The organism is Fibrella aquatica (genome assembly GCF_041321135.1).
GTDB lineage: Bacteria > Bacteroidota > Bacteroidia > Cytophagales > Spirosomataceae > Fibrella > Fibrella aquatica.
Window position 1 is genome coordinate 1 of sequence record NZ_JBGGWF010000022.1, and the last position, 20,562, is coordinate 20,562.

At 51.8% G+C, this 20,562-nt stretch carries 19 protein-coding genes and 1 pseudogene; 8 read left to right on the plus strand and 12 right to left on the minus strand.

The features are described from left to right. The first annotated feature begins 107 nt into the window (after nt 1-107). From ACAW87_RS25405 to ACAW87_RS25415, 3 genes are all read left to right on the plus strand, one after another. On the plus strand, nt 108-1,247 hold the full coding sequence (locus tag ACAW87_RS25405) for a DNA polymerase III subunit (RefSeq protein WP_370726480.1): 1,140 nt from the start codon (nt 108-110) through the stop codon (nt 1,245-1,247). A 55-nt stretch (nt 1,248-1,302) separates the two neighbouring features. After that, nucleotides 1,303-1,860 carry a hypothetical protein gene (locus tag ACAW87_RS25410; RefSeq protein ID WP_370726481.1) on the plus strand — a complete coding sequence of 186 codons (558 nt, stop codon included), beginning with the start codon at nt 1,303-1,305 and terminating at the stop codon, nt 1,858-1,860. A 95-nt stretch (nt 1,861-1,955) separates the two neighbouring features. Then, a complete protein-coding gene (locus ACAW87_RS25415) occupies nt 1,956-2,864 on the plus strand; it encodes a TIGR01777 family oxidoreductase (RefSeq protein ID WP_370726482.1) in 909 nt (302 codons plus the stop codon). A 54-nt stretch (nt 2,865-2,918) separates the two neighbouring features. Here the strand turns inward: ACAW87_RS25415 and ACAW87_RS25420 are convergent, their stop codons facing one another. Continuing rightward, nucleotides 2,919-4,151 carry a DUF8457 domain-containing protein gene (locus ACAW87_RS25420; protein WP_370726484.1) on the minus strand — a complete coding sequence of 411 codons (1,233 nt, stop codon included), beginning with the start codon at nt 4,149-4,151 and terminating at the stop codon, nt 2,919-2,921. Nucleotides 4,152-4,340: 189 nt separating this feature from the next. Here ACAW87_RS25420 and ACAW87_RS25425 point away from each other — a divergent pair, with 189 nt between their 5' ends. Further along, nucleotides 4,341-4,952, plus strand: a complete 612-nt coding sequence (locus ACAW87_RS25425; RefSeq protein ID WP_370726485.1) for a thymidine kinase — start codon at nt 4,341-4,343, stop codon at nt 4,950-4,952. 103 nt (nt 4,953-5,055) lie between these two features. Here the strand turns inward: ACAW87_RS25425 and miaA are convergent, their stop codons facing one another. Next, nucleotides 5,056-5,925 (minus strand): tRNA (adenosine(37)-N6)-dimethylallyltransferase MiaA, encoded by an 870-nt coding sequence (gene miaA, locus ACAW87_RS25430; protein WP_370726487.1) that lies wholly within the window; start codon nt 5,923-5,925, stop codon nt 5,056-5,058. Nucleotides 5,926-5,990: 65 nt separating this feature from the next. Between miaA and ACAW87_RS25435 the strand changes: the two genes are divergently transcribed. Next, nucleotides 5,991-6,995, plus strand: a complete 1,005-nt coding sequence (locus ACAW87_RS25435) for an NAD(P)H-dependent glycerol-3-phosphate dehydrogenase (protein ID WP_370726488.1) — start codon at nt 5,991-5,993, stop codon at nt 6,993-6,995. A 123-nt stretch (nt 6,996-7,118) separates the two neighbouring features. Here the strand turns inward: ACAW87_RS25435 and ACAW87_RS25440 are convergent, their stop codons facing one another. The 8 genes and pseudogenes from ACAW87_RS25440 to ACAW87_RS25475 all read right to left on the minus strand — a co-directional run bounded on the left by ACAW87_RS25440 (nt 7,119) and on the right by ACAW87_RS25475 (nt 15,143). Beyond that, nucleotides 7,119-7,928 carry a FecR family protein gene (locus ACAW87_RS25440; protein WP_370726489.1) on the minus strand — a complete coding sequence of 270 codons (810 nt, stop codon included), beginning with the start codon at nt 7,926-7,928 and terminating at the stop codon, nt 7,119-7,121. 277 nt (nt 7,929-8,205) lie between these two features. Beyond that, nucleotides 8,206-9,306, minus strand: coding sequence for a hypothetical protein (locus ACAW87_RS25445; protein ID WP_370726491.1), 1,101 nt, complete (start codon nt 9,304-9,306; stop codon nt 8,206-8,208). Nucleotides 9,307-9,318: 12 nt separating this feature from the next. Beyond that, nucleotides 9,319-10,311, minus strand: a pseudogene (locus tag ACAW87_RS25450) (type II toxin-antitoxin system HipA family toxin). Then, the gene (locus tag ACAW87_RS25455; RefSeq protein ID WP_370726492.1) at nt 10,301-10,642 is read right to left on the minus strand and encodes a HipA N-terminal domain-containing protein; all 342 of its coding nucleotides are present in this window, start codon (nt 10,640-10,642) and stop codon (nt 10,301-10,303) included. The pseudogene ACAW87_RS25450 and the gene ACAW87_RS25455 overlap by 11 nt, the downstream one beginning before the upstream one ends. Beyond that, nucleotides 10,639-10,839 carry a helix-turn-helix domain-containing protein gene (locus ACAW87_RS25460; protein WP_370726493.1) on the minus strand — a complete coding sequence of 67 codons (201 nt, stop codon included), beginning with the start codon at nt 10,837-10,839 and terminating at the stop codon, nt 10,639-10,641. The genes ACAW87_RS25455 and ACAW87_RS25460 overlap by 4 nt, the downstream gene beginning before the upstream one ends. A gap of 119 nt (nt 10,840-10,958) precedes the next feature. Next, nucleotides 10,959-12,986: a plastocyanin/azurin family copper-binding protein gene (locus tag ACAW87_RS25465; RefSeq protein ID WP_370726494.1), complete on the minus strand. Its 2,028-nt coding sequence runs from the start codon at nt 12,984-12,986 to the stop codon at nt 10,959-10,961. Nucleotides 12,987-13,104: 118 nt separating this feature from the next. After that, the gene (locus ACAW87_RS25470) at nt 13,105-13,443 is read right to left on the minus strand and encodes a tRNA-binding protein (protein WP_370726495.1); all 339 of its coding nucleotides are present in this window, start codon (nt 13,441-13,443) and stop codon (nt 13,105-13,107) included. A 2-nt stretch (nt 13,444-13,445) separates the two neighbouring features. Further along, nucleotides 13,446-15,143, minus strand: a complete 1,698-nt coding sequence (locus ACAW87_RS25475) for a PA14 domain-containing protein (RefSeq protein ID WP_370726496.1) — start codon at nt 15,141-15,143, stop codon at nt 13,446-13,448. A 171-nt stretch (nt 15,144-15,314) separates the two neighbouring features. Between ACAW87_RS25475 and ACAW87_RS25480 the strand changes: the two genes are divergently transcribed. After that, nucleotides 15,315-16,061 carry a rhomboid family intramembrane serine protease gene (locus ACAW87_RS25480; RefSeq protein WP_370726497.1) on the plus strand — a complete coding sequence of 249 codons (747 nt, stop codon included), beginning with the start codon at nt 15,315-15,317 and terminating at the stop codon, nt 16,059-16,061. A 274-nt stretch (nt 16,062-16,335) separates the two neighbouring features. On the opposite strand, the gene ACAW87_RS25485 is transcribed toward ACAW87_RS25480, so the two are convergent. Next, on the minus strand, nt 16,336-16,557 hold the full coding sequence (locus ACAW87_RS25485) for a DUF2795 domain-containing protein (protein WP_015329640.1): 222 nt from the start codon (nt 16,555-16,557) through the stop codon (nt 16,336-16,338). Between the two features lie 208 nt (nt 16,558-16,765). On the opposite strand from ACAW87_RS25485, the gene ACAW87_RS25490 reads away from it, so the two are divergent. Then, the gene (locus ACAW87_RS25490; protein WP_370726498.1) at nt 16,766-17,638 is read left to right on the plus strand and encodes an aldose 1-epimerase family protein; all 873 of its coding nucleotides are present in this window, start codon (nt 16,766-16,768) and stop codon (nt 17,636-17,638) included. A 91-nt stretch (nt 17,639-17,729) separates the two neighbouring features. Here the strand turns inward: ACAW87_RS25490 and gldA are convergent, their stop codons facing one another. Beyond that, the gene (gldA, locus tag ACAW87_RS25495; protein ID WP_370726499.1) at nt 17,730-18,644 is read right to left on the minus strand and encodes a gliding motility-associated ABC transporter ATP-binding subunit GldA; all 915 of its coding nucleotides are present in this window, start codon (nt 18,642-18,644) and stop codon (nt 17,730-17,732) included. A gap of 187 nt (nt 18,645-18,831) precedes the next feature. On the opposite strand from gldA, the gene ACAW87_RS25500 reads away from it, so the two are divergent. Then, nucleotides 18,832-20,496, plus strand: a complete 1,665-nt coding sequence (locus ACAW87_RS25500) for an amino acid permease (RefSeq protein WP_370726500.1) — start codon at nt 18,832-18,834, stop codon at nt 20,494-20,496. The last annotated feature ends 66 nt before the right edge of the window (nt 20,497-20,562 follow it).

Below are 20,562 nucleotides of genomic sequence, written 5' to 3' on the forward strand. Positions count from 1 at the left end.
AAGGGTGCCCGCTGGCGCACGAGTAGCTCCGCCGCAGGTGCTTCGTGCGCCAGCGGGCACCCTTCAGGGCGGGGGGCTACGCCGAAACAAACTATCTTCGCAACGCAATGCTGTTTTCTGAAATCATTGGCCACGACGACACCAAGGAAACCCTGGTTCGGGCCGTACAAACCAATCACCTTGCCCATGCCCTGCTTTTCGACGGGCGCACGGGCAGCGCCAACATGGCCCTCGCCTTGGCGTTGGCTACCTATGTAAACTGCGAAACCCGCCTGACCGACCCTTCCCGAACAGACGGATGTGGTCAGTGTGCTTCGTGCGTTAAAACAGCCAAACTCGTGCATCCCGATCTGCACATGGTGTATCCGGTGGTGAACATTAAAGGAAAAAATAGTAGCGAATTGTTACTCCCCGAATGGCGTAAATTTCTGACAGACAACCCTTACCGCACAATAACTGAATGGCTCGACGCCACGGGTGGCGACAACAAGCAGGCCAATATCTCGGCCGAAGAGGCGCGGAACATCCTGCAACGGCTTTCACTGAAAGCCTACGAAGGGGCCTATAAACTCATGCTGATCTGGTTACCCGAACAGATGAACGCCACCGCTGCCAATGCCCTGCTGAAAGTACTGGAAGAACCACCCGAGCGAACCCTGTTTCTGCTGGTGACCGATCAGCCCGACAAATTGCTCGTTACCATTCTATCACGTACCCAACGTGTGCCGATTAGCAATTTCACGGATACGGAAGTAGCAACATACCTGCGGCAAACCCTGAATTTCGATGAAACAAAAGCCCGGCGTATTGCCTACCTCAGCGATGGCAATATGGCGCAGGCCCTGCAACTCGGCCAATCAAAAACGGATGACCTGGCTGGAAACAGTCAACACACCTGGTTTGCCGACTGGATGCGAAAGTGTTATCAGCAAGACCTGACCTGGCTGGTTAAACAGGCCGACGAGTTCGATAAGATTCCCAAAGAACGTCAGAAGAACCTGTTCGACTATAGCCTGCGACTTTGCCGCGACCTTTTCCTCTGGCAACAGGGAGCCGAACAGCTCCTGCGACTACCCGACGATGAACTTAATTTTGTCCGTAATTTCGGGAAAGTGTTAAAACCTGAACTCATTGAACGGATGGTGGGCGATTTGAATGAGGCAGCTTATCACCTGGAACGAAATGCGCGGGCAAAGATGATACTGCTCGACTTGTCACTGACTTTCACACGGTTGATAAAACGATAGGTACGTTCCTACAATAAACAGAAACCTGTAAACAGCAACCAGTAAACTTCTTCTTATGCCCGCTGCCCTTAGCCCCGACCTGAAACGAGCCATCACGTTCCTACCCGATAAAGAGAAAGATAAGTTACTTATCCGGCTCATTGGCAAAGACCCCGTTTTGACCGAAAAACTGGAATATGAGCTGGTAGAACATAAAACAACGCTCGACTATCGGCGAGACGTGATTCGGGAAATTACTAACCGCATAGTCGCCATTAGTCAGGATTCGCCCGGTTGGATGATGATGGATATGCGCACCGTGAGCGGCTACATCACCCGGCATGTGAAGGTGACAAAAGATACGTACGGCGAGGTTGACTTAACCATTCACATGCTTAAGAGCTTTTTCGATCACCACGCCACCCTGCTGCAACGCCTGAGTAGCCGAACCGAGAAATGCGCCATTTACGTAGCCAAACGGACCGATGCTATCCTGAAAAAGCTAAACAAACTCGACCCAGATTATTACATGGAGTTCGAGGACGACATGAACAAAGTGCTCAGGTACGTGTACGATAGCGCTGCCGCCCACTACGCCCGTCAGTTAGACACGCCTACCGAATGGAGACAATGACAGTTATCAGTAAACAGTTATCAATTATCAGCGTTGCTTAGGTACGTTATCTGGCAAACCCTTTGATAACTGATCATTGATAACTGTTCACTGACATGGAAACTGTACTGATCACTGGCGGAACAGGCACAATCGGCCGCCGACTTACTCAATTACTCCAGCAACAAGGTTATACGGTTACGTACCTCAGCCGATCTGAACAAAATCAGAACGGTGTTAAGGCCTACCGTTGGGACGTACCCAATGGCCAACTCGACATTCGGGCTATCCAAACGGCCGATCATATTATTCATCTGGCTGGGGCAGGTATTGCTGATAGCCGCTGGACGGATGAGCGCAAACGCGAAATTCTGGATAGTCGCACGCAGTCGACGGCCTTACTGGCTAGTGCCCTGAAAGACACGCAGCACCACGTCAAAAGCTTTATCTCATCATCGGCCATTGGTTATTATGGCGGCGACACTGGCGATCGGCCACTACGGGAGAATAGTGCGGCCGGTACCGATTTTCTGGCGCAGGTGACACGTACCTGGGAACGGTCTGCCGAGGCAGTTTCGACACTTGGTATTCGGACGGTCAAAATCCGGACGGGGGTGGTGCTTACCATGGAGGGCGGCGCTTTACCCAAACTGGTGCAGCCCATCAAACTGGGTGTTGGTGCCCCTATTGCATCAGGGCAGCAGTATATCTCCTGGATTCACGTCGACGATATATGCGGCCTCTTCATCGAAGCACTAAAGAACCAGACCTGGACGGGCGTGTATAATGGCGTGGCTCCCAAGCCAGTTACCAACGCCGACCTCACCCACCTGATTGCCAAAGTGCTGGGGAAACCACAAATTCTGCCCAACATTCCGGCTTTCGTGATAAAACTGATGTTCGGCGAATTGGCTATTACGGTTTTGGGAGGCAACAACGTGCTCAACCGACGCGTGGCCGACGAAACGGCTTTTCAGTACAAATTTCCTGATCTGAGAAAGGCATTGGAGGACTTACTGAAGTAATGAGTACGCGGATTATGTGATGGGTACCCATCACATAATCCGCGTACTCATTACTTAAAACCGTCTCTTCAAGATTTCAACTAGTTCCGTTACTTCATCGCTGTCCATATTCCACATAAACTGGTTGGCGTAGCGGTACGAAATCAAATCGAGCGCCTGACCGTAGTTGGTCATCTGGTCGAGTTCAGCGATGGCTTCGTTATAGGCATCGGCACTTCCGCTGAAGAGTTGGTTGATAAACCGGAACTTCTGGTTGAGCGAAATAGTCTTGGACAGGCTACCCGTGGCCACTTTCTGGAGCGAATCGCCCAGTGTAGCCACACCACTATCGGCCGTAGTATCTTGTGCCGTATTGAGCGTTATAGATGGCTTTTCCGATTGGCTCGAAAACACACTCGGCTGATTTGCAGGTGCCGTGGGTGCCTCTTCATAGGCCGAGAAATACCCGCTGCTTCCGTTCAGTGCTACGGTTTCCGGCTTTTCGGGCTCTTTGTCTACCAATTCCGGAATTACCTCCTGAACAGATTCCTGCGGCTGAATAGCCACCGGAGTAACAGGAGCCGTAACCGGTGGTCTTGGCAAAGCTTTTTGGTCAGGCGCCTCCTCTTCCAGATCAAAGAATGACCGGGTCGATGGTGACTGGTAATTTTCCAGCGCCTGCCCACGCAACAGCGTCGACAGATCCATCACTACTTTTTCCGAAAACATCTCCACGTATTTTTCGGGGCGTTCCAACTCCTGAACCCGCTGGGATATAATCTCGTCCAGATAGCCCAACGCCTGATTCACGTAGATAAACGGACGGCCATTAAGCCGCTGTTCCAACGCCAACGGAATAAACTTATTAATCTGCGTATAACGTATCAGATGGCGCAGGTTCTCGGCAGTGAGCGTAAAATCAGGCTGATTTCGTAGTTGATCGTCGTAATAATAGCGGGGGTCGAAGAGGGCAATCAGCGTACGTTTGGTGGCATCGGCCAATAATGGCTCCAGATGCTCGCGGCGAACGGCAATATGTTGCGAAACCACATTCATAAACGAACGAAGGGCTTCCTCTACCTCAGGGCTACTGAAATCAAAAAAAGGACTGCGGAATTTCTCCGTTTCCCCCTTCCACTTGTCGAACAGGCTACTGACAACGAATAGATTAATCTGGTTGACGGGCGTCAGGTTCAGAATTTGTTTACCGCTAATGGTTGGATTGGCATGGTAAAAATCAGCCGTGACCCGCCGGGCATACGACTTACTGTATTCGTTGAGCGCGTTTGTATTGAATTTGTTCGACATTGTTAAAAGCCTTTGCTTTGTAAATATATTGAAATCAAGCAACCGCTTTTGAGAAACCTCGATTTGCAGCCCCAAAAAATTGTGTAGTGGGCTCTTCTCGACGTGTCGATTGCGGATTACGGCCCGAATAAATCCCTCAAAATGGGTATCGCCCAACTGTGCTGATAGCATCCCAACGTCTTTAGTAGTATGTTTATTGAACCCACCCGTCGGCGCGAACCGCCTCATTTGCGCGTAGGCTGGATAGAATTGATCTGCGGTTCTATGTTCTCTGGAAAAACAGAAGAACTTATTCGCCGACTCAATCGCGCTCGAATTGCCAAACTCAACGTCGGCATCTTCAAACCCAGCCTCGACACGCGCTACCACGAACACGATATCGTGTCGCACAACGCATCAGCAATCACGTCGATACCCGTTCCCAATTCGGCAACCATTCTGTCAATGGCGCATCCCTGCGACGTCGTCGGAATCGATGAAGCACAGTTCTTCGATTCAGGCATTGTTGAGGTCTGCAATCAGCTGGCTAATGATGGCAAACGAGTAATTGTAGCCGGGCTGGACATGGATTTTTCGGGAAAACCCTTTGGCTGCATGCCGCAGTTAATGGCCGTCGCTGAATTCGTTACCAAAGTTCATGCCATTTGTGTGGTTTGTGGTGATATTGCTCATTATTCGTATCGTCTTTCACCCTCACAAGAGCGCGTATTGCTCGGAGAAACAGAGAGTTACGAAGCACGGTGCCGTAGGTGTTTTCACCTAGGCCCCGACGCCCCCCACCGCGAGTGGGTGCAGGAATAAAGTGATTTACGATGTACGAATTACGATGTACGATTTGTTGCTTACGCCTAATCCAACTCGTGCAAGCAACAAATCGTACATCGTAATTCGTACATCGTAAATTTTACCTCCATTCAATCACCATCCCGTCGCGTTCCATTTTTCGGAAGTAGGTCATCTGCCGTTTGGCAAATTGGTGGATGGCTGTTTCCAGCTGAGCGACCATGTCCAGGTACGTTAGCTGACCCAGTACATACTGCGTAACATACTTATATTCAAGGCCATAGTAGACTAGTTTTTCAGACGAGATACCCTGGTCCAGTAACTGTTGTACTTCCTCGATCAGGCCTTGTTGAAGGCGATTGTGCAGGCGGCGGCTGATGCGTTCGCGGCGAACGGTTACGGGCGGGTTAAGACCAATTACCCGATAAGGCGGTAGCGGAAAACGCGGGACGGGTATAGCCTGCGGGTGCTGATTCAGGTACGTTCCAATCTCAATGGCCCGGAGTAGCCGTTTGCGGGTCGACGTATCGGCTTTTTCGGAGTAGGCAGAGGGCGTTTGCCGGAAGCGATCGAGTAGTTGCTCGTCGGTCAGTAACTCCAGATTATCCCGGAGTTCGTCATTGGGCGGAACGGGCAACATAGCATCGGGGCGCAGGGCCGCTTCGATATACATCCCGGAACCGCCACACAAAATTGGCACAGCATCTCGCTGCTGAATTTCCTGCATCACCCGATCAAAATCCTGTTGATAACGGAACACGTTGTAGTCGGCACCTGCCTCCACAACATCAATCAGGTGATACGGAATAGCTTGGCCATCAATCGTGTATTCGGCCAGATCTTTGCCCGTTCCAATGTCCATTCCCCGGTACACCTGCCGCGAATCGGCGCTGATGATCTCGGCGGGTTTTCCTTCCTGAATAAGCTGATAGGCCTGTTGCACGGCGAAGTGCGTTTTGCCACTGGCAGTAGGTCCAAGGATAACAAGCATGGGTGAAACGGGTGTGTTCGGCCAAAAAATTGGCCATTCGGATCGAAAACGGGTTTATTTGCCGTATGAAGTCATCAACACCCGTAAAAATAGCCATGATTGGCGGCGGCAGCTGGGCCACGGCCCTGATTAAAATTCTGTCGGAAGGTAATAGCTCCATCCGCTGGTGGCTGCGCAGCAAGGCCGATGCTGACCATATTCAGAAGTATCATCATAATAAAAGCTACCTCAGCGACGTGCAGATCAACCCTCGGAAGGTGAAGGTATGCACCAAAATCAGAGAAGCCGTGCGCGATGCTGATTTTGTGATTCTGGCTGTTCCGGCCGCCTTCATTGCCGAAGCACTTACAGGTTTAACGGCCACCCATTTCGCCGGAAAACACGTCATTTCGGCCATAAAAGGCATGATACCGACGTCGAACCAACTCGTGACAGACTGGATGGAGTCGACTTATAACGTACCTAAAGATCACCTCAGTTGTATTGCCGGCCCCTGCCATGCTGAAGAAGTGGCGCTGGAAAAACAATCGTACCTGACCATTGCCTCGACCAGCGACGACTGCGCCCAACAGGTATCGGATTTGCTGACGTGCCGGTTCGTGCAAGCGTCACCACTCAACGATATGTACGGCGTAGAGTACAGTGCCGTAATGAAAAATATCATTGCCCTGGCCTGCGGTATTACGCACGGTCTCGGCTACGGCGATAATTTTCAGGCGGTACTGGTCTCAAACGCCATGCAGGAAATTCGCCGTTTTGTGGATGCCGTTTACCCCATGGATCGTGACCTGAGCCGGTCGGCCTACCTCGGCGATTTGCTGGTGACGGCGTATTCACCGTTCAGCCGTAACCGCACGTTTGGCACCCTGATCGGACGGGGTTACACCATTCAATCGGCGCAGACCGAAATGAACATGATTGCCGAAGGCTATTACGCTGTTCGAAGCATTTACGCCATCAACGAGAAATACCAGGTACGTATGCCGATCTCCGATGCTGTGTACCGGATTCTATACGAAGGCGCTACACCAACGGCCGAAATGGCCCTTTTGAAAGGCAAACTGGTGTAGGGGTGAATTGGTGAGGGGTGAAAGGTGAGGAGTGAAGGGTGAAGGGAGGGCTTTCGCCTGAGTATTGACCTTGCGAAAGCAACACCTTCACTCCTCACCCTTCACCAATTCACCCTTCACTCCTCAATCAGCGTGAAGGTCGCCGCCTGCTACGAGAACAGACTCACCAGGGGCTAAATGACGTACCTGACGGTGACCGACCAACAGATCGAGTTGACCGTCATGTAAGAGAACACGCGTTTCGCCCTGTTCGTGACTAACGTGAAAACGGGTTCCGGTGGCTTCGGCGGTGAGGTTATCGGTATGTACCCGAAACGAATTGGCTACCCCGCTGGCTCTGGTATGGGCCACTTCAAAATCGGCCGTTCCCTCAAGCCAGACTGCCCGCGTCAGTTCGGCAATAGAAGCTCCTTCAGAGGCGCTTTCGCGGGCAAACCCGCGGGGAGTGTACCGTAGTCGACTATGAGGAAACAGAATCACGACCGAGCTGTCGGGCAGCAGAATACGGCGCGATTGGGTGGTCGTGGTAATCAGGCGTGAGGCCTCCTGCGTGTATTGCTTGTAGAGGGCCCAGCCAACCAACAGCACAATGCCCACGGTGGCCGCGATTGACCGGGCAAAATACCACCAGCCAATAAACGAACGAACCTCGGGCCGTAGCGGTCGCACATCTTCCAGATCCTGCAACGATTCCCGGATACGCCCCCAAACCGTCGACATTTCGTCAGGCTGAAGAGAATGAAGCGTCAGCGACCGTCCCGCATCGCTTACTCGTTCACGCGCCTCCCGAAACCGGGTGCTCAGGTGCGGTTGCATTGCTTCCATGCCCAGCCAATACGCCGCTACCTCATCGTCCTCCGGGTGTTGCACCCAGCGGATAAAAAGGTCGTCTGAGGCTAGCTCGTTGACGGTATACTGGGCGTATGGCTTCATTTATTCATTTGTGGCGAAGTGCGCTATAAGTTGCCAAAGTAGGCTAAAATAGCTTTCTACTGAGAGAATCAAAACGGTGACTAAAGTCCGTTTGTTTCGGGTATAAATGGCCGAATACCCGCTTTTGGTGCGAAAATCAAGGAAATACCGTCACTCATGACACCCATCCTGCATCGGTTCAACCAACAGACTCAAGGGTAGCACATCCATCAATCTATACATCGAAACAGGTGCGGCTCAAGGCATTGGTCAGCTACCGGAATTCATTGGGCGATAATTAAGGCAAATCAGCCTTTGTCACGTAGATATAGCCTTTTTTGCTATCGTAGAAAAACAGCTTTCGGTTGTTGATATAGCTGCTGACATAATCGGCCATACCGCTACGCAAAATTGGGTCGAACGTGATTGTATCGGCTTTTAAGTTCACGCTCATCACCAACTGATCGGTACTTCCCTTCAAATAAGCCAGTGTTTTGTAATACAACTGATTAGTTACTCTATCGATCATGAACTCACGGCCGAATTTTCGGCCGTTGGGTACATTGTCGGGTAAGGCCTTAGCTACGTCGAGCAGTACTGGATTGGCTATATCCGTGGTGACTACACGTAGTTGTTCCGTCTCAGGGTCGTAGATAAGCATGCGGTCGTTGGTGGCCGTGAATTGAAACGGAATAAGTTGCCTTTTTTCGGTCGGCACCTCCAGATTGTCTTCTTTAATGTAACAAGGGTATAAGGGTTTCTGAGCCGTTTTTAAGTACACACTTTTTTGGATAACAAACTCGCCTTTCGGTGTTGGCGACAAGACGAATAAACTGGAGTATAGCTGTAACCCTTTATAATCCACATAGTGAGATAGCAACTGCATATTGTTTGGGTCAATATTATCCGTTTTCGCGTTCAGGTCAAATTGCTTTTTTTCAACGGATAGCTTATCCATTTTTATAGTAAGCAACAGATAACCAGGCACTTCTTTTCGACCATCAAACAACACGGTGCCAACCATAACGGTCGAATCAGTAAGGACTGTGAACCAGGTTGTAGTTGGCCCCAACGCCCAATCCCGATTATTTACGTTGTACGGTTCGATTGACTTAATACGTAACAGCCGTACTTCATCTTTAACTAAATTCTCGCTGTTATCAAGCAAGCGGAAAGTAGACAATGCATTGTTATACAGGAGCGTATACTTTGGCAATATCACGAACCTATCGATCCTGAAATCGTCGCTACCATACCACAGCTTTAGCTCCTTTTCGGGGTAAACAATTTGCGCAATGGTCGAGTCTGTTTTCTCTACCTGCTGGGCTAGGATTGGCAGCGAGATGGTGCCAAGAAAAATCAGATAGGAGAACCGAATTCTGGCAATAATTTGTCTCATTGGGTTACGAGTTTATAATCGGCGCATCAGCAAACGCTTACGGCGATCGTGGTAATGGTGCTGATAAAACTGCTTTCCTTCTTCACTGAGGAACGAGGCCGCAATCAAGTTCTCAATAGATGCCGTTGACGCCAATAATCCATCAATTAGCTTACGAACCCGGGCCGGGGCAATCTGGCAATGCAGGCCAAACAGGTAAAACTCATCGAAGGTGTAAAAAGCATTATCCTGAAAATTGGCCGTTTCGTCGTCGCCAGGAAACAAGCCGTCGAGAGCCAGATCCGTATCGTTCACATGCCAGGCCGTATTGATCAAATCATAAACAGGCGACAACACGTAATCACCCTGCTGACTCTCGATGAGCGAGAAATTCTTCAGATGTGCATCACCGTTTCCGAACAGGAAGTTAAAAACCACCAAACGAAACAGCTTTTCGACTTCGACACGCCACGCAGGTACGTGTTGCTGCATGGCCGCTACGATATCGCTGTAATAGCCATCTTATTTAAACGTCGGCCCACTACGTTGCTCGGTACGCCCCAGCACAGAGGCAAAATCTTCAATGGCCAGCTTTGTACCATCCGGTTTATAGTCGAACCGTCGAATGAGATACGCCATTTCTCCGTCGGGAAAGAAAACCAGGGCATTAGGCGGTACCGCAAAGCCAAACACCTGTTTGGCCAGTTGCATAGTCAGATGCTCATTGGCAGGTACGTCGAGGCGATGGTTCAGGTCAAACGGAGCCGGTTTTAAGATGTACTGCCCCGCCTGATCGGTCAGCGTCAGTAAACGACCATCTAACCGGAGCGATGACTTTATCTGTACGCCCGAAATGGAGATTCGCCTACGATTTACCTGAAACAGATCATCAGGAGCCGTTGAGCGCTGGAATGGCAATATATGGCTCACCTTTCGGCCATTGAACAGCGTTCGTAACGCTGTGGTCGAGAAGGTAGATTGGTCGGTTTTGAGCGTTGCCGGACAAACGTGTAGGTCAGTCAACATCGATTTGTACAGTTACGGGCCCAATCGTTTCATGTTGCGCCGTTCGGGCGAGTAGGGTCATAAAGTCCTGCTCATCGATCCGAAATACCTGGCATTGCAACCGCCGATTATCACCTTCTGCCAGCATGTTGTAGAAAAAAGGAAACAGCACATCGGCGGTATAATCGGTTTCTTTTTTAGGAAAAGCCAGGGCAATCGGGCGGGCAGTGGCGTCCTGTCGGTAAGCATCAACGTACCTGAACGTATACCGCAGGCCCGACGACGCCTGCCGGTTTTCTGATAGATAGCCAGCCAATCTACCATTATAGAGTATCTGCAATGTAGTAGTCATGGCAGTTCAATAGTTATGGTTAGCCCAAGCACCTTTGTTAACTGTTCCACTGTTTGCCAACGCGGATTAGACCGGCCACTTTCAATGGCTTTTACAGTGCGCAGACTGACACCGGCAATCGCTGCCAGATCTTCCTGACGAATGGATAGTATTTGACGTCGCCGCACAAGTAGAGCGGCTAACTGATCGGTATTCATACTGTAATATAGGCACTATACTGCCCTTTTACGTAAACTTAGTAGTATTCAGGCCACAAAAAAGCGAAAAGGTGCACTATACTGCACCTTTTCGCTTTTCAATTAGTCCAACGTTCTTCCTATTTCACCACCCGAAGTATGCCTTGCATTAGGGATGAGTGGCCGGGGAAGGTGCAGACGAACTGATAATCGCCGGGTTCGGTGGGGGCGGTGAAGTAAATACTCTCGGCCGACTCGGGTTGGAGGATGTTCGTGTGGAACAGCACATCGGCCGAGGCAGGTACGTAATTTAGTTTGGCTCCGTTCAGGTTCAGCCGAAGGGCCTGATTGCCCACGGCGTTGGCGGCACCGGGCTTCACAATCACGCAGTTGTGCAACATGTCGTCGTTGTTGTTAAAGACGAATTTGATGCGGCTACCCGCTTTCACATCGACCTTTTCGGTGTCGAACTTCAGACCTGGCTTGGTGCCAATGCTGATCGTCTGGTCAGGGCCGTTGGTCCAGGTGGCGGGCATATCAACTACGCGTTTCGCGGAAGGGGCTGAGGGCGTGGGGCGTGGGGCGGTCGGTTTTCCGCTTTTACCAACTGCTTTAGTGCCCATCCCTGCTTTCGCTGAGGTGGTGGCCATCATGGCGCTGTGGTCGTGCATGGCGTTCGTGCTTGCCGACGCAACTGCGCGTGCAGGTACGTTCGCCAACTCGCCGGGGGCAATGGCGTTGAGCGTGTAATAACCCGTGTTATGCAGCAGCGACAACGTACCTGAGGCCGACTTCACGCCTTCGGCTTTCACTTCGTGGATGTAGCCTTCGCGCAGGGTGGTGTCGGCCACGATACGAGCCGTGCGGCCATCCTGACTCAGGATAACACCCCGGATCGGCACGGGACGGGCGTCTTCGATAGGGCTTCCGTAGGTGCTGTGGTATTTGTAGGTGAAACTGTTGAGGCTGTAACTGGCCGGATCTTCACCCGTTTTACGATCAACAGGCAGCGTAAATTCGATCTCGAATCCGTCCGGTTTCGAGCGGATCGTTTTCATTTCAAACGGCATTTTACCCGTCCAGACAATGCGTTGTACACCGAAGGGCGATTTACCCGTGGCGGCCCATCCCCGGCTGGTCATGCCCACAAACATAGAGCCGTCTTGTCCCCATAACATCCGCAAAATACCCGATTGAAGGCCTTCGCGGAAAGGAAAACAAGCGCCCTGCCACTTACCATCTACTTTTTCGAGGCTCATACGCATTACTTTACTGTGGCCCTGATCACCCACGAAAAGTTGCCCTGAGAACGGCCCGAAGGCTCCGTTTGTGGTATCTTCCTTGATATCTGAGGTTGAAATGCCCATCAGGGTATGCGGGAACCAGACGGCGGGTACTTTCAGGTTCTTCACGGTTTTGGCGACTTCAAACATCGGCTTACCGGTACTGGGTACGTCCTCCGGTTTCAACGCCAGTGGTGAACCCGGCTCACCCGACCAGCGAAGGCCAGCGGGGTTTCCGGCAAAATCGCCTTTTTCCAGGTGCGTTACCCGACCCGAGCCAACCCAGTCGCCCTGATTTTCGGCGTAAAAAATACTGCCGTCACGCAGAGCGGTGAAGCCCGCCGGAGACCGGAGGCCTGTAGCCCAGGGGGTCATTTCGCCCTTATCGTTCAGTTTCAGCATCCAGCCACGCCATTTCGACTGGCTGGCTCCCCGGCCAATCCAGTCGAGGTTCAGAGTGATGACCATGTCGCCGTCGGGCAGGGTGACGGGGCCATAGCTGTACTGGTGGTAGTTACCCGACAACGGCCATTTGTAGAAGGCCCGGTATTCGTCGGCTACCTCATCGCCATCGGTATCGATCAGGCGAGTTACTTCGCCGCGTTGGGTGGCAAACAGTTCGCCTTTAAATGGTCCCGACGTACGGTACAGTAAACCCAACGGTTCGTGAAGGCCCGTTGCAAACCGTTTGAAGGTGGGCTGTCGGCTACCCTGCATGTAGGGATTGCCTATCATCCAGACTTCACCACGGCGGGTACTTACGGCCAGTCGACCATCGGGCAGCGATGTCATGCCGCCCACTTCAAGTTGCACCCCATCGGGAATGGGTAGCGTGACAATGCGGTAATAATCTTCTTCGCTAGCCGGCCTTTGTGCAAGAGCCAACGAATGAATAAGTGAAAGAGTGACTACGGTCACTAGCTGTATAAGGGAAGTTTTCACGTTTTGGCGATGTGTTTAAACCTATAAACTCTCTTCTCAGACCTTATAGGTTTTGGCGAGTTTATCCGATGCGTAGTCCGTTTTCGGCGGGTTGTGTAGTAGTTAAAAGCGTGACGGTACCGTCGGTAGCAACGCTACCCATGACCAGGCATTCGCTCATGAATGGACCAATTTGTTTGGGCGGAAAATTCACAACGGCGATCACCTGTCTGCCCAACAGCATATCGGGCTGGTACAGCGTTGTGATCTGCGCCGAGGTTCGTTTGATACCGATGTCAGCGCCAAAATCGATGGTGAGTTTATAGGCCGGTTTACGGGCTTGCGGAAATGGTTCTGCCGCGATGACCGTCCCCACCCGCATATCAACCTTTATAAAGTCGGTCCAGGAGATTTGTTCCATCGTCAAAATTCGATAGTGTATTGCACCGCCCCGGCCCCATCCTTCATCGCAACAGGCATCATCAACTCCTGTTGCGTGCCCAGTTGCCGTAACGTCAGATTGGCTTTGGGATCGACCCGAATGTAGTAGCTGCGGTCGTCGATAGCAAACAGGCCTTTGGACACTTCTTCAATGATTTTTCCGGCCGCCAGTCGGCAGTAGAGCGGTTGGGCCGATGAGGCAGGACGACCCGTAACGGCAAACGTACGCTCGAGCCGGTTGGCCGTTGGGCGAAGGCTTTCGCGAACGGTTAATCCGGCCAGGGTATACTCCATCGTTGGCGATCCGTCTTTGGCCAGTACCATTCCTCCATAATTGAGCACGTCTTCCGTCAGGCTATCGGGCCAGGCGGCGTTGGCATTGGATAACATAGCCATGGCAGGGCGGGGCGACGGCATAATCACAGTGCCCAGGGGCTTTAGTAATTGAGGCTCGCCGCGTTCATACCACATCTGCGTCACATCAGCATAGTCGCCTTTCCAGGCCATCAGCAGGGCCATCTGGCTCAAGTCAACGGCGTAGTGAATAGCACTACCGTTTCCGACCGACAAGGCTTTGGTGCGTTTGTTCCGTTCGCCGGGCATCTGAATAAACGATCGAATCAGGGTAGGTCGTGCTTCGGGCTGAACGGCTACCAACCCCGGCGGTGAAAACTCGGGTAGCGACCCATCGGCATGCAGCGCCTGTGGCCGCGTCCCCGCCTGACTGATGAACAGCCCCAGCCCCGGACGTGGCCACGAGCGGGCAAACATTACCTCAACGGCATGGGTACCGGCCGTGAGTGGCATCAGGTGGGTTTTCACCGCGCCCAGCTCATCATACACCACCGGAATCACCGGCTTACCGTCGACCCATAAACCGGCGATACCACCCATGACCAGATCGAACTGATAATCGCCTGCCACAGGTACGTTCAGCTTACCATCAAATAAAATGGCAGTCCGACCCTGGCGTCCGTACGAAACGTTATAGCTAATCTTGCTGACGGTGTCTGATTTGACGGGCGTCTTTTTGTCCAGTTCTTCCCGGGTTTCGATACTCTCACCGTACAGCTTATAATTCACGGGGCCTGCCCAACTCGCCACCTTCCGGTTTTCCAGGGCTCGGTACCCCACGTTCCGAACAACCAGCGAACCGTTTTGGGCGGTCAACTGCAGCGGTTTTCCAGACGGTTTTCGGGGTAAGCTATAGCCTTCGCGCACCACAACCCCATTCACGATCAGGCGTTCGATCAAGGGGCCCACCGTACCCGTTTCGGCCCGATAATCTAACCGGATCGTTTGCCAGAGGCCGGGCGTTTTCAGTAACGGTTTTATGTCGCGTGACTGATTCAGGCTCAGCGACTCGCCGTTGGGTAACGTCAGCAGGGCGTCGGCATTGGCCGTTAATAACACATCGAACTGAAGCGCAAAGTCGCTGACCGGCGTGGCCAACGTTATGGGTTCACTGCCCGAGCTAACCAGCAGCGCCTCGGCACCCGGTTTTGTTTTCAGAGCGGCACTTTCGGCATTCAGGGTGATACCGGCGGCCCTTTGCCAGTTGGCAGACAGGTTTAGCGTTGCCAGATCGAGCCGGGGCAAATCGGCCTGGGCATAGACACACGTATGAAAGCCAGACAAGCCAATGCATACACTTACCAGAAAAATAGCTTTTTTATACATAGTTGATAATCAAGATGGGCACAGTCAGTTACGGTCATTAAACCGTTGTTGCGAGTTGCTTTAGCTAAAGCACAAATGCACGCTGATTTCCTGTATTTACCTCGTTTGGCCTATCGACTCGTTAATTTTACGGCCGATTACCAATCTGCTGTTTTCAAGGCCCAACTTTTTATGACACCGACTGACCCAACCCAACCGCCCGTTGCCCCCTATCATCCCGGCAGTTTGCGCGATGTTTTCACGCCCCGTGATGGTTACTGGATTACACCTATCGTGATGATGGTGAATATCGCGGTATTCGCCGCGATGGTCTTATCGGGCGTTGACTTCATGAGTCCAACCGGTGAGGATCTAGTCCGTTGGGGGGCCAACTTCACCCCCCTGACCCGCGCCGGTGAACCCTGGCGACTACTAACGGCCTGTTTTCTACACATTGGCATCATTCATTTGGCCGTCAACATGATGTCGTTGCGGTACCTCGGTATGCAGATTGAGCCATTGGTGGGTAGTTGGCGTTTTCTGGTTGCCTACCTGGTCACTGGATTGACCGGAAGCCTTGGAAGCTTGTGGTGGCACGATGTTGCCGTAAGCGCCGGGGCCTCGGGTGCCATATTTGGGATGGTTGGCGTACAGTTAGCGTTAGTAATGACAGACCTGTTCAACAAAGAAGCGCGTAAAGGGCTATTGAAAAGTACGCTGTCGGTAATTGGTATCAACCTGCTGATTGGCATTAGCATTGGGGCTGATAACGCCGCGCATATTGGCGGATTGCTGGGTGGAGTTGTTTGTGGTATGAGTTTCTACGCCGGTATTCGTGCCGAACTGGGTTGGCCGGTACCTCAATGGATGACCACCCGCTGGTTTGCTATTGGTTTGCCAGCAATTATGGTGGTTGTGTTGGCGTTGCTCATTTTCTAGGTACGTTACCCCATTTTCGAAAACCAAAAAGCCCCGGCCTGTTTGTCAGTGCCGGGGCTTCTTTTGATTGATATAGGGTAAACGACTAACCACCTCTTTTAGTTCATGGACAGAAAAATAGATCAATAATTTTTCAGTTTAGTATTACAAAGGAATGAACATATGCTCTCAACGTACTAAAAATGAAAAACGGGCAACATCAGCTTAACTGACGTTACCCGTTTTCGGCATTAATTACAGGAATGGAAGCCCTTCAGGCTACCTCTATTCGCTCTTAGTATTCGTCTTCATTAAAGAAGAAATCATCCTTTGTTGGATAATCGGGCCAGATTTCCTCAATGCTTTCATAGGGTTGACCATCGTCTTCCAGTTCCTGAAGGTTTTCGACCACTTCCAGCGGGGCACCCGACCGGATCGAGAAGTCAATCAGTTCATCTTTGGTGGCGGGCCAAGGGGCATCTTCAAGGTAGGATGCTAATTCGAGAGTCCAGTACATAGTAGAAATCTAGCTGATTTAATGTCGGTAATTTTGAGGGTGCAAAAGTAGAAAAAATCACTTATGCAATACGTTCCCGTTGCTTTTTTTCAAAAGCTCTTTTTGAGCGGGTTATGCCTTAAACGGGTTCGCGGTAGCAATGTTATAAAAACCAACCAATTTTTGTGCAGTTAAGTGAGTATTTGATTGTCAACTCGTTTCAATTATTATGTCGCATACGCTTCAGAATCAACACCTCCGCGTTACCATCCGCAATCAGGGAGCTGAACTAACCTCTCTTTTTAACCGGCAAACGGGCATCGAACACCTCTGGCAGGCTAACCCTGCCGTGTGGCCCTGGCATGCACCCAATTTATTTCCGGTGGTAGGCGGGCAAACGAACGATCAAATTGTGGTGGATGGGCAAACGTACCCCATGAAACGTCATGGCTTCGCCCGCACGTCTGAATTTACCTGCACCGAATCGAGCGAAGAGGCGGCCACCTTTGCTTTATCCTCTTCGGAAGCCACTAAAGATATCTTCCCTTATGATTTCCTGTTCGAGATTATCTACCAACTCGACGGACCAAAATTGGCTATCACCTACCGAGTAACCAATCAGGGAGCTGATACGATGTTCATGTCGGTAGGTGCCCATCCGGCGTTCAGTGTGCCTTTTAGGCCCGACGAAGCGTACACGGATTACTACATTGAATTTGACCAGGACGAATCACTGGAAACCAGCCTACTAGGAACCGATGGGCTATTAACCGGCGAAACAGCAAGAATTGATTTGGATAACCGTCAACTGAATTTGACGCCCACTTTGTTCGACAATGACGCTTTGGTACTACTGGGCCTGAAGTCGCGGCAGGTGACGTTGAGAAGTCGCAGAAACAACCACTCAATCCGGCTTGATTTTGCCGATTTTGTCTATCTGGGTCTTTGGGCTAAACCGGGCGCTCCCTTCGTCTGCATTGAACCCTGGCTAGGCGTGGCCGACACCTCATCAGATCATCGGCCCTTCGAGAAAAAACAGGGCATTCAGTGTATTCCTGCTAACGAAGCGTTTACTGCTCAGTATTCGATAACGGTGAAATGAATTAAGAATTAAGAATTAAGAATGTCTCTTCTGAGGCACCAAATGGTGATCAGGCAGAGCCATTCTTAATTCTTAATTCTTAATTCTTAATTCATTTAGTCAATTCTTTAAACACCCCCTCCAGCGAGGTTTCCTGTTGGCGGAGGCCGACTAGCGTAAGGCCACGGTCGGCGGCGAGGCGGAAGATGGCGGCGCGAAGATCGGTATCGGGCGTGGCGGTGAGGCGGTATTGACCAGCCCCAACCTGATCGACTGATAATACGCCGGGCAACGTACCCAGCACAGAGAGATCAGGCAGGTCGTTTTCAAAATCGGCCAGGTACGTTGCCTGTTGCGCCGTTTGTCCGCGTAGCTGAGCTAAGGGGCTGTCGGCCACAATTTTTCCTTTGTTGATAATGATGACCCGGTCGCAGAGGGCTTCCACCTCCTGCATGATGTGGGTCGAGAAGAGCACCGTTTTGTCGCGACCTACGGTTTTGATCACCTGCCGGATGTCGGCGAGTTGATTGGGGTCGAGGCCGGTAGTGGGTTCGTCGAGGATCAGCACGGGCGGGTTGTGCAGGAATGCCTGGGCGAGTCCGACGCGTTGGCGATACCCTTTCGAGAGCTGGCCAATGCGTTTTCCCTGCTCGTTCGTCAAGCCAACCTGCTCAATTACATCGGTGATTCGGGCTTTCAGAGCAGAGCCGCTCATGCCGTGCAGTTCACCCGCAAAACGCAGGTATTCTTTGACGTACAGGTCCAGATAGAGCGGGTTATGCTCGGGCAGGTAACCCACACTTCGCCGTACGGCCATAGGGTCGGTCTGTACGTCATGTCCGTTCACAAGCACCGTTCCCTCACTCGGAGCCAGATAGCCCGTGGCGATTTTCATCGTCGTGGACTTCCCGGCCCCGTTTGGCCCCAGGAACCCGACTATTTCGCCGGGCGAAACCTGAAAACTGATGGAATTTACGGCCCGTTGCGGGCCATATTGCTTAGAAAGATTGGTGATCTGGATAGACATGTGGCAAAAAAGGGCAAACTCTGCCTATTTTTAACGAATCATCAAGGTAAAGTTGTCAAATTAAGTTGATAGTCGGGAGTCAATAGTCGATAGTCGGCTGACGCCCGAGTACGCTTGCGCCAGCAGACTATCGACTATTGACTCCCGACTACTGACTCTCGACTTTCCAGACTATCGACTATTTTCCATGAGCGACTCTATTTTCCGTAAAAAGACCGTAACGCAAATTTTAAGTGATGCCGCCGGGAGCGAATCCAGCAAGATGGTGAAAACGCTGGGTGTTCGTGACCTGACTTCGTTCGGCATTGCGGCCATTATCGGTGCCGGTATTTTCAGCACCATCGGTTTGGCCAGTTATAACGGTGGACCAGCCGTGTCGCTGCTATTCGTGTTCACAGCTATTGCCTGCGTGTTCACGGCCCTCAGCTACGCACAATTTGCCAGCACGGTGCCCGTCAGCGGCAGCGCCTACACCTACGCGTATGTAGCCTTCGGCGAAATCTTTGCCTGGGTTATTGGCTGGGCGCTTATTCTGGAATATGCCGTCAGCAACATGGTGGTGGCCATTTCGTGGTCTGAGTACTTCACCTCGATGCTCAGTGGCTTCGGCATCACCTTCCCCAAATATTTCGCCACCGACTATGGCACTGCCCACCGTGCTTTCGAATTGGTTGAGCAAACAAGACTCGCCGGTACGTCGCTGGATACGATTCCCGAAAATACCCGCGTATTGGCGCAAGCCTGGGCCGACGCGCCGATGATTGGCGATTTTCATGTGATCGCAAACCTGCCCGCTGGCACCATTACAGTACTGATTACGGCGTTGGTATATATTGGCATTAAAGAGTCGCGGGTAGCCAGCAATATTCTGGTCGTACTGAAACTGGCCGTTATTGCGCTGGTGATTGGCGTTGGGGCGTTTTACGTAAAACCGGCCAACTGGTCGCCGTTTGCGCCGAATGGGGTAGCGGGCGTGCTGAGTGGTGTGGCATCGGTATTCTTCGCTTTTATCGGCTTCGATTCCATTTCGACCACGGCCGAGGAATGCAAAAACCCACAACGTGACCTGCCCCGCGCCATGCTCTACTGCTTGGCCATCTGTACAGTGCTGTACGTGCTGATTACGCTGGTACTGACGGGTATGGTCAATTACAAGGAGTTGGGCGTAAGTGACCCACTGGCGTATGTATTCCAGAAAGTAAACCTCGACTTCGTGGCGGGCGTTATTTCGGTCAGTGCCGTAGTGGCCATTACCAGCGCACTGCTCGTATATCAGTTGGGCCAACCCCGCATCTGGATGACGATGAGCCGCGACGGCCTGCTGTGGAAACGGTTCGCCACGATTCATCCCAAATACAAAACGCCGTCGTTTGCGACCATCGTAACTGGTTTTCTGGTGGCGATCCCATCGCTATTCATGGACCTTAAATTCTTTGTCGACCTCACCAGCGTGGGTACGTTCTTCGCATTCATCATGGTCTGCGGCGGCATTCTATTCCTCGACGCCAAAGGTCTCACGGCTCAGTCGAAATTCAAGGTACCGTACATCAATGGCAAGTTCATCATCGGCGCGGTACTGCTGCTCGTCATGGGCTATGCGCTCACAACCGGCAACCTGATGCAGACGCTGGAAAGCAAACCGCTGCTGATCGTTTTCTGGGGTGTTTGGGCTATTCTGGCCGTGCAGGGTTTCCGGTACAACTTCTCGCTGCTTCCCGTCATCGGCGTGTTGACCAACTTGTATCTGATGACCGAACTGGGCGCCAGCAACTGGCAAATCTTCGGTATCTGGCTCGTCATCGGCCTGGCTATTTACTTTACTTACGGGTTTAGGAAAAGTAAGTTGGCGTAGGTTACCCTCACCGCCAGCCCCTCTCCCCCCTACGGGAGAGGGGAGTTTCTCTACAGCAGCTTCGCT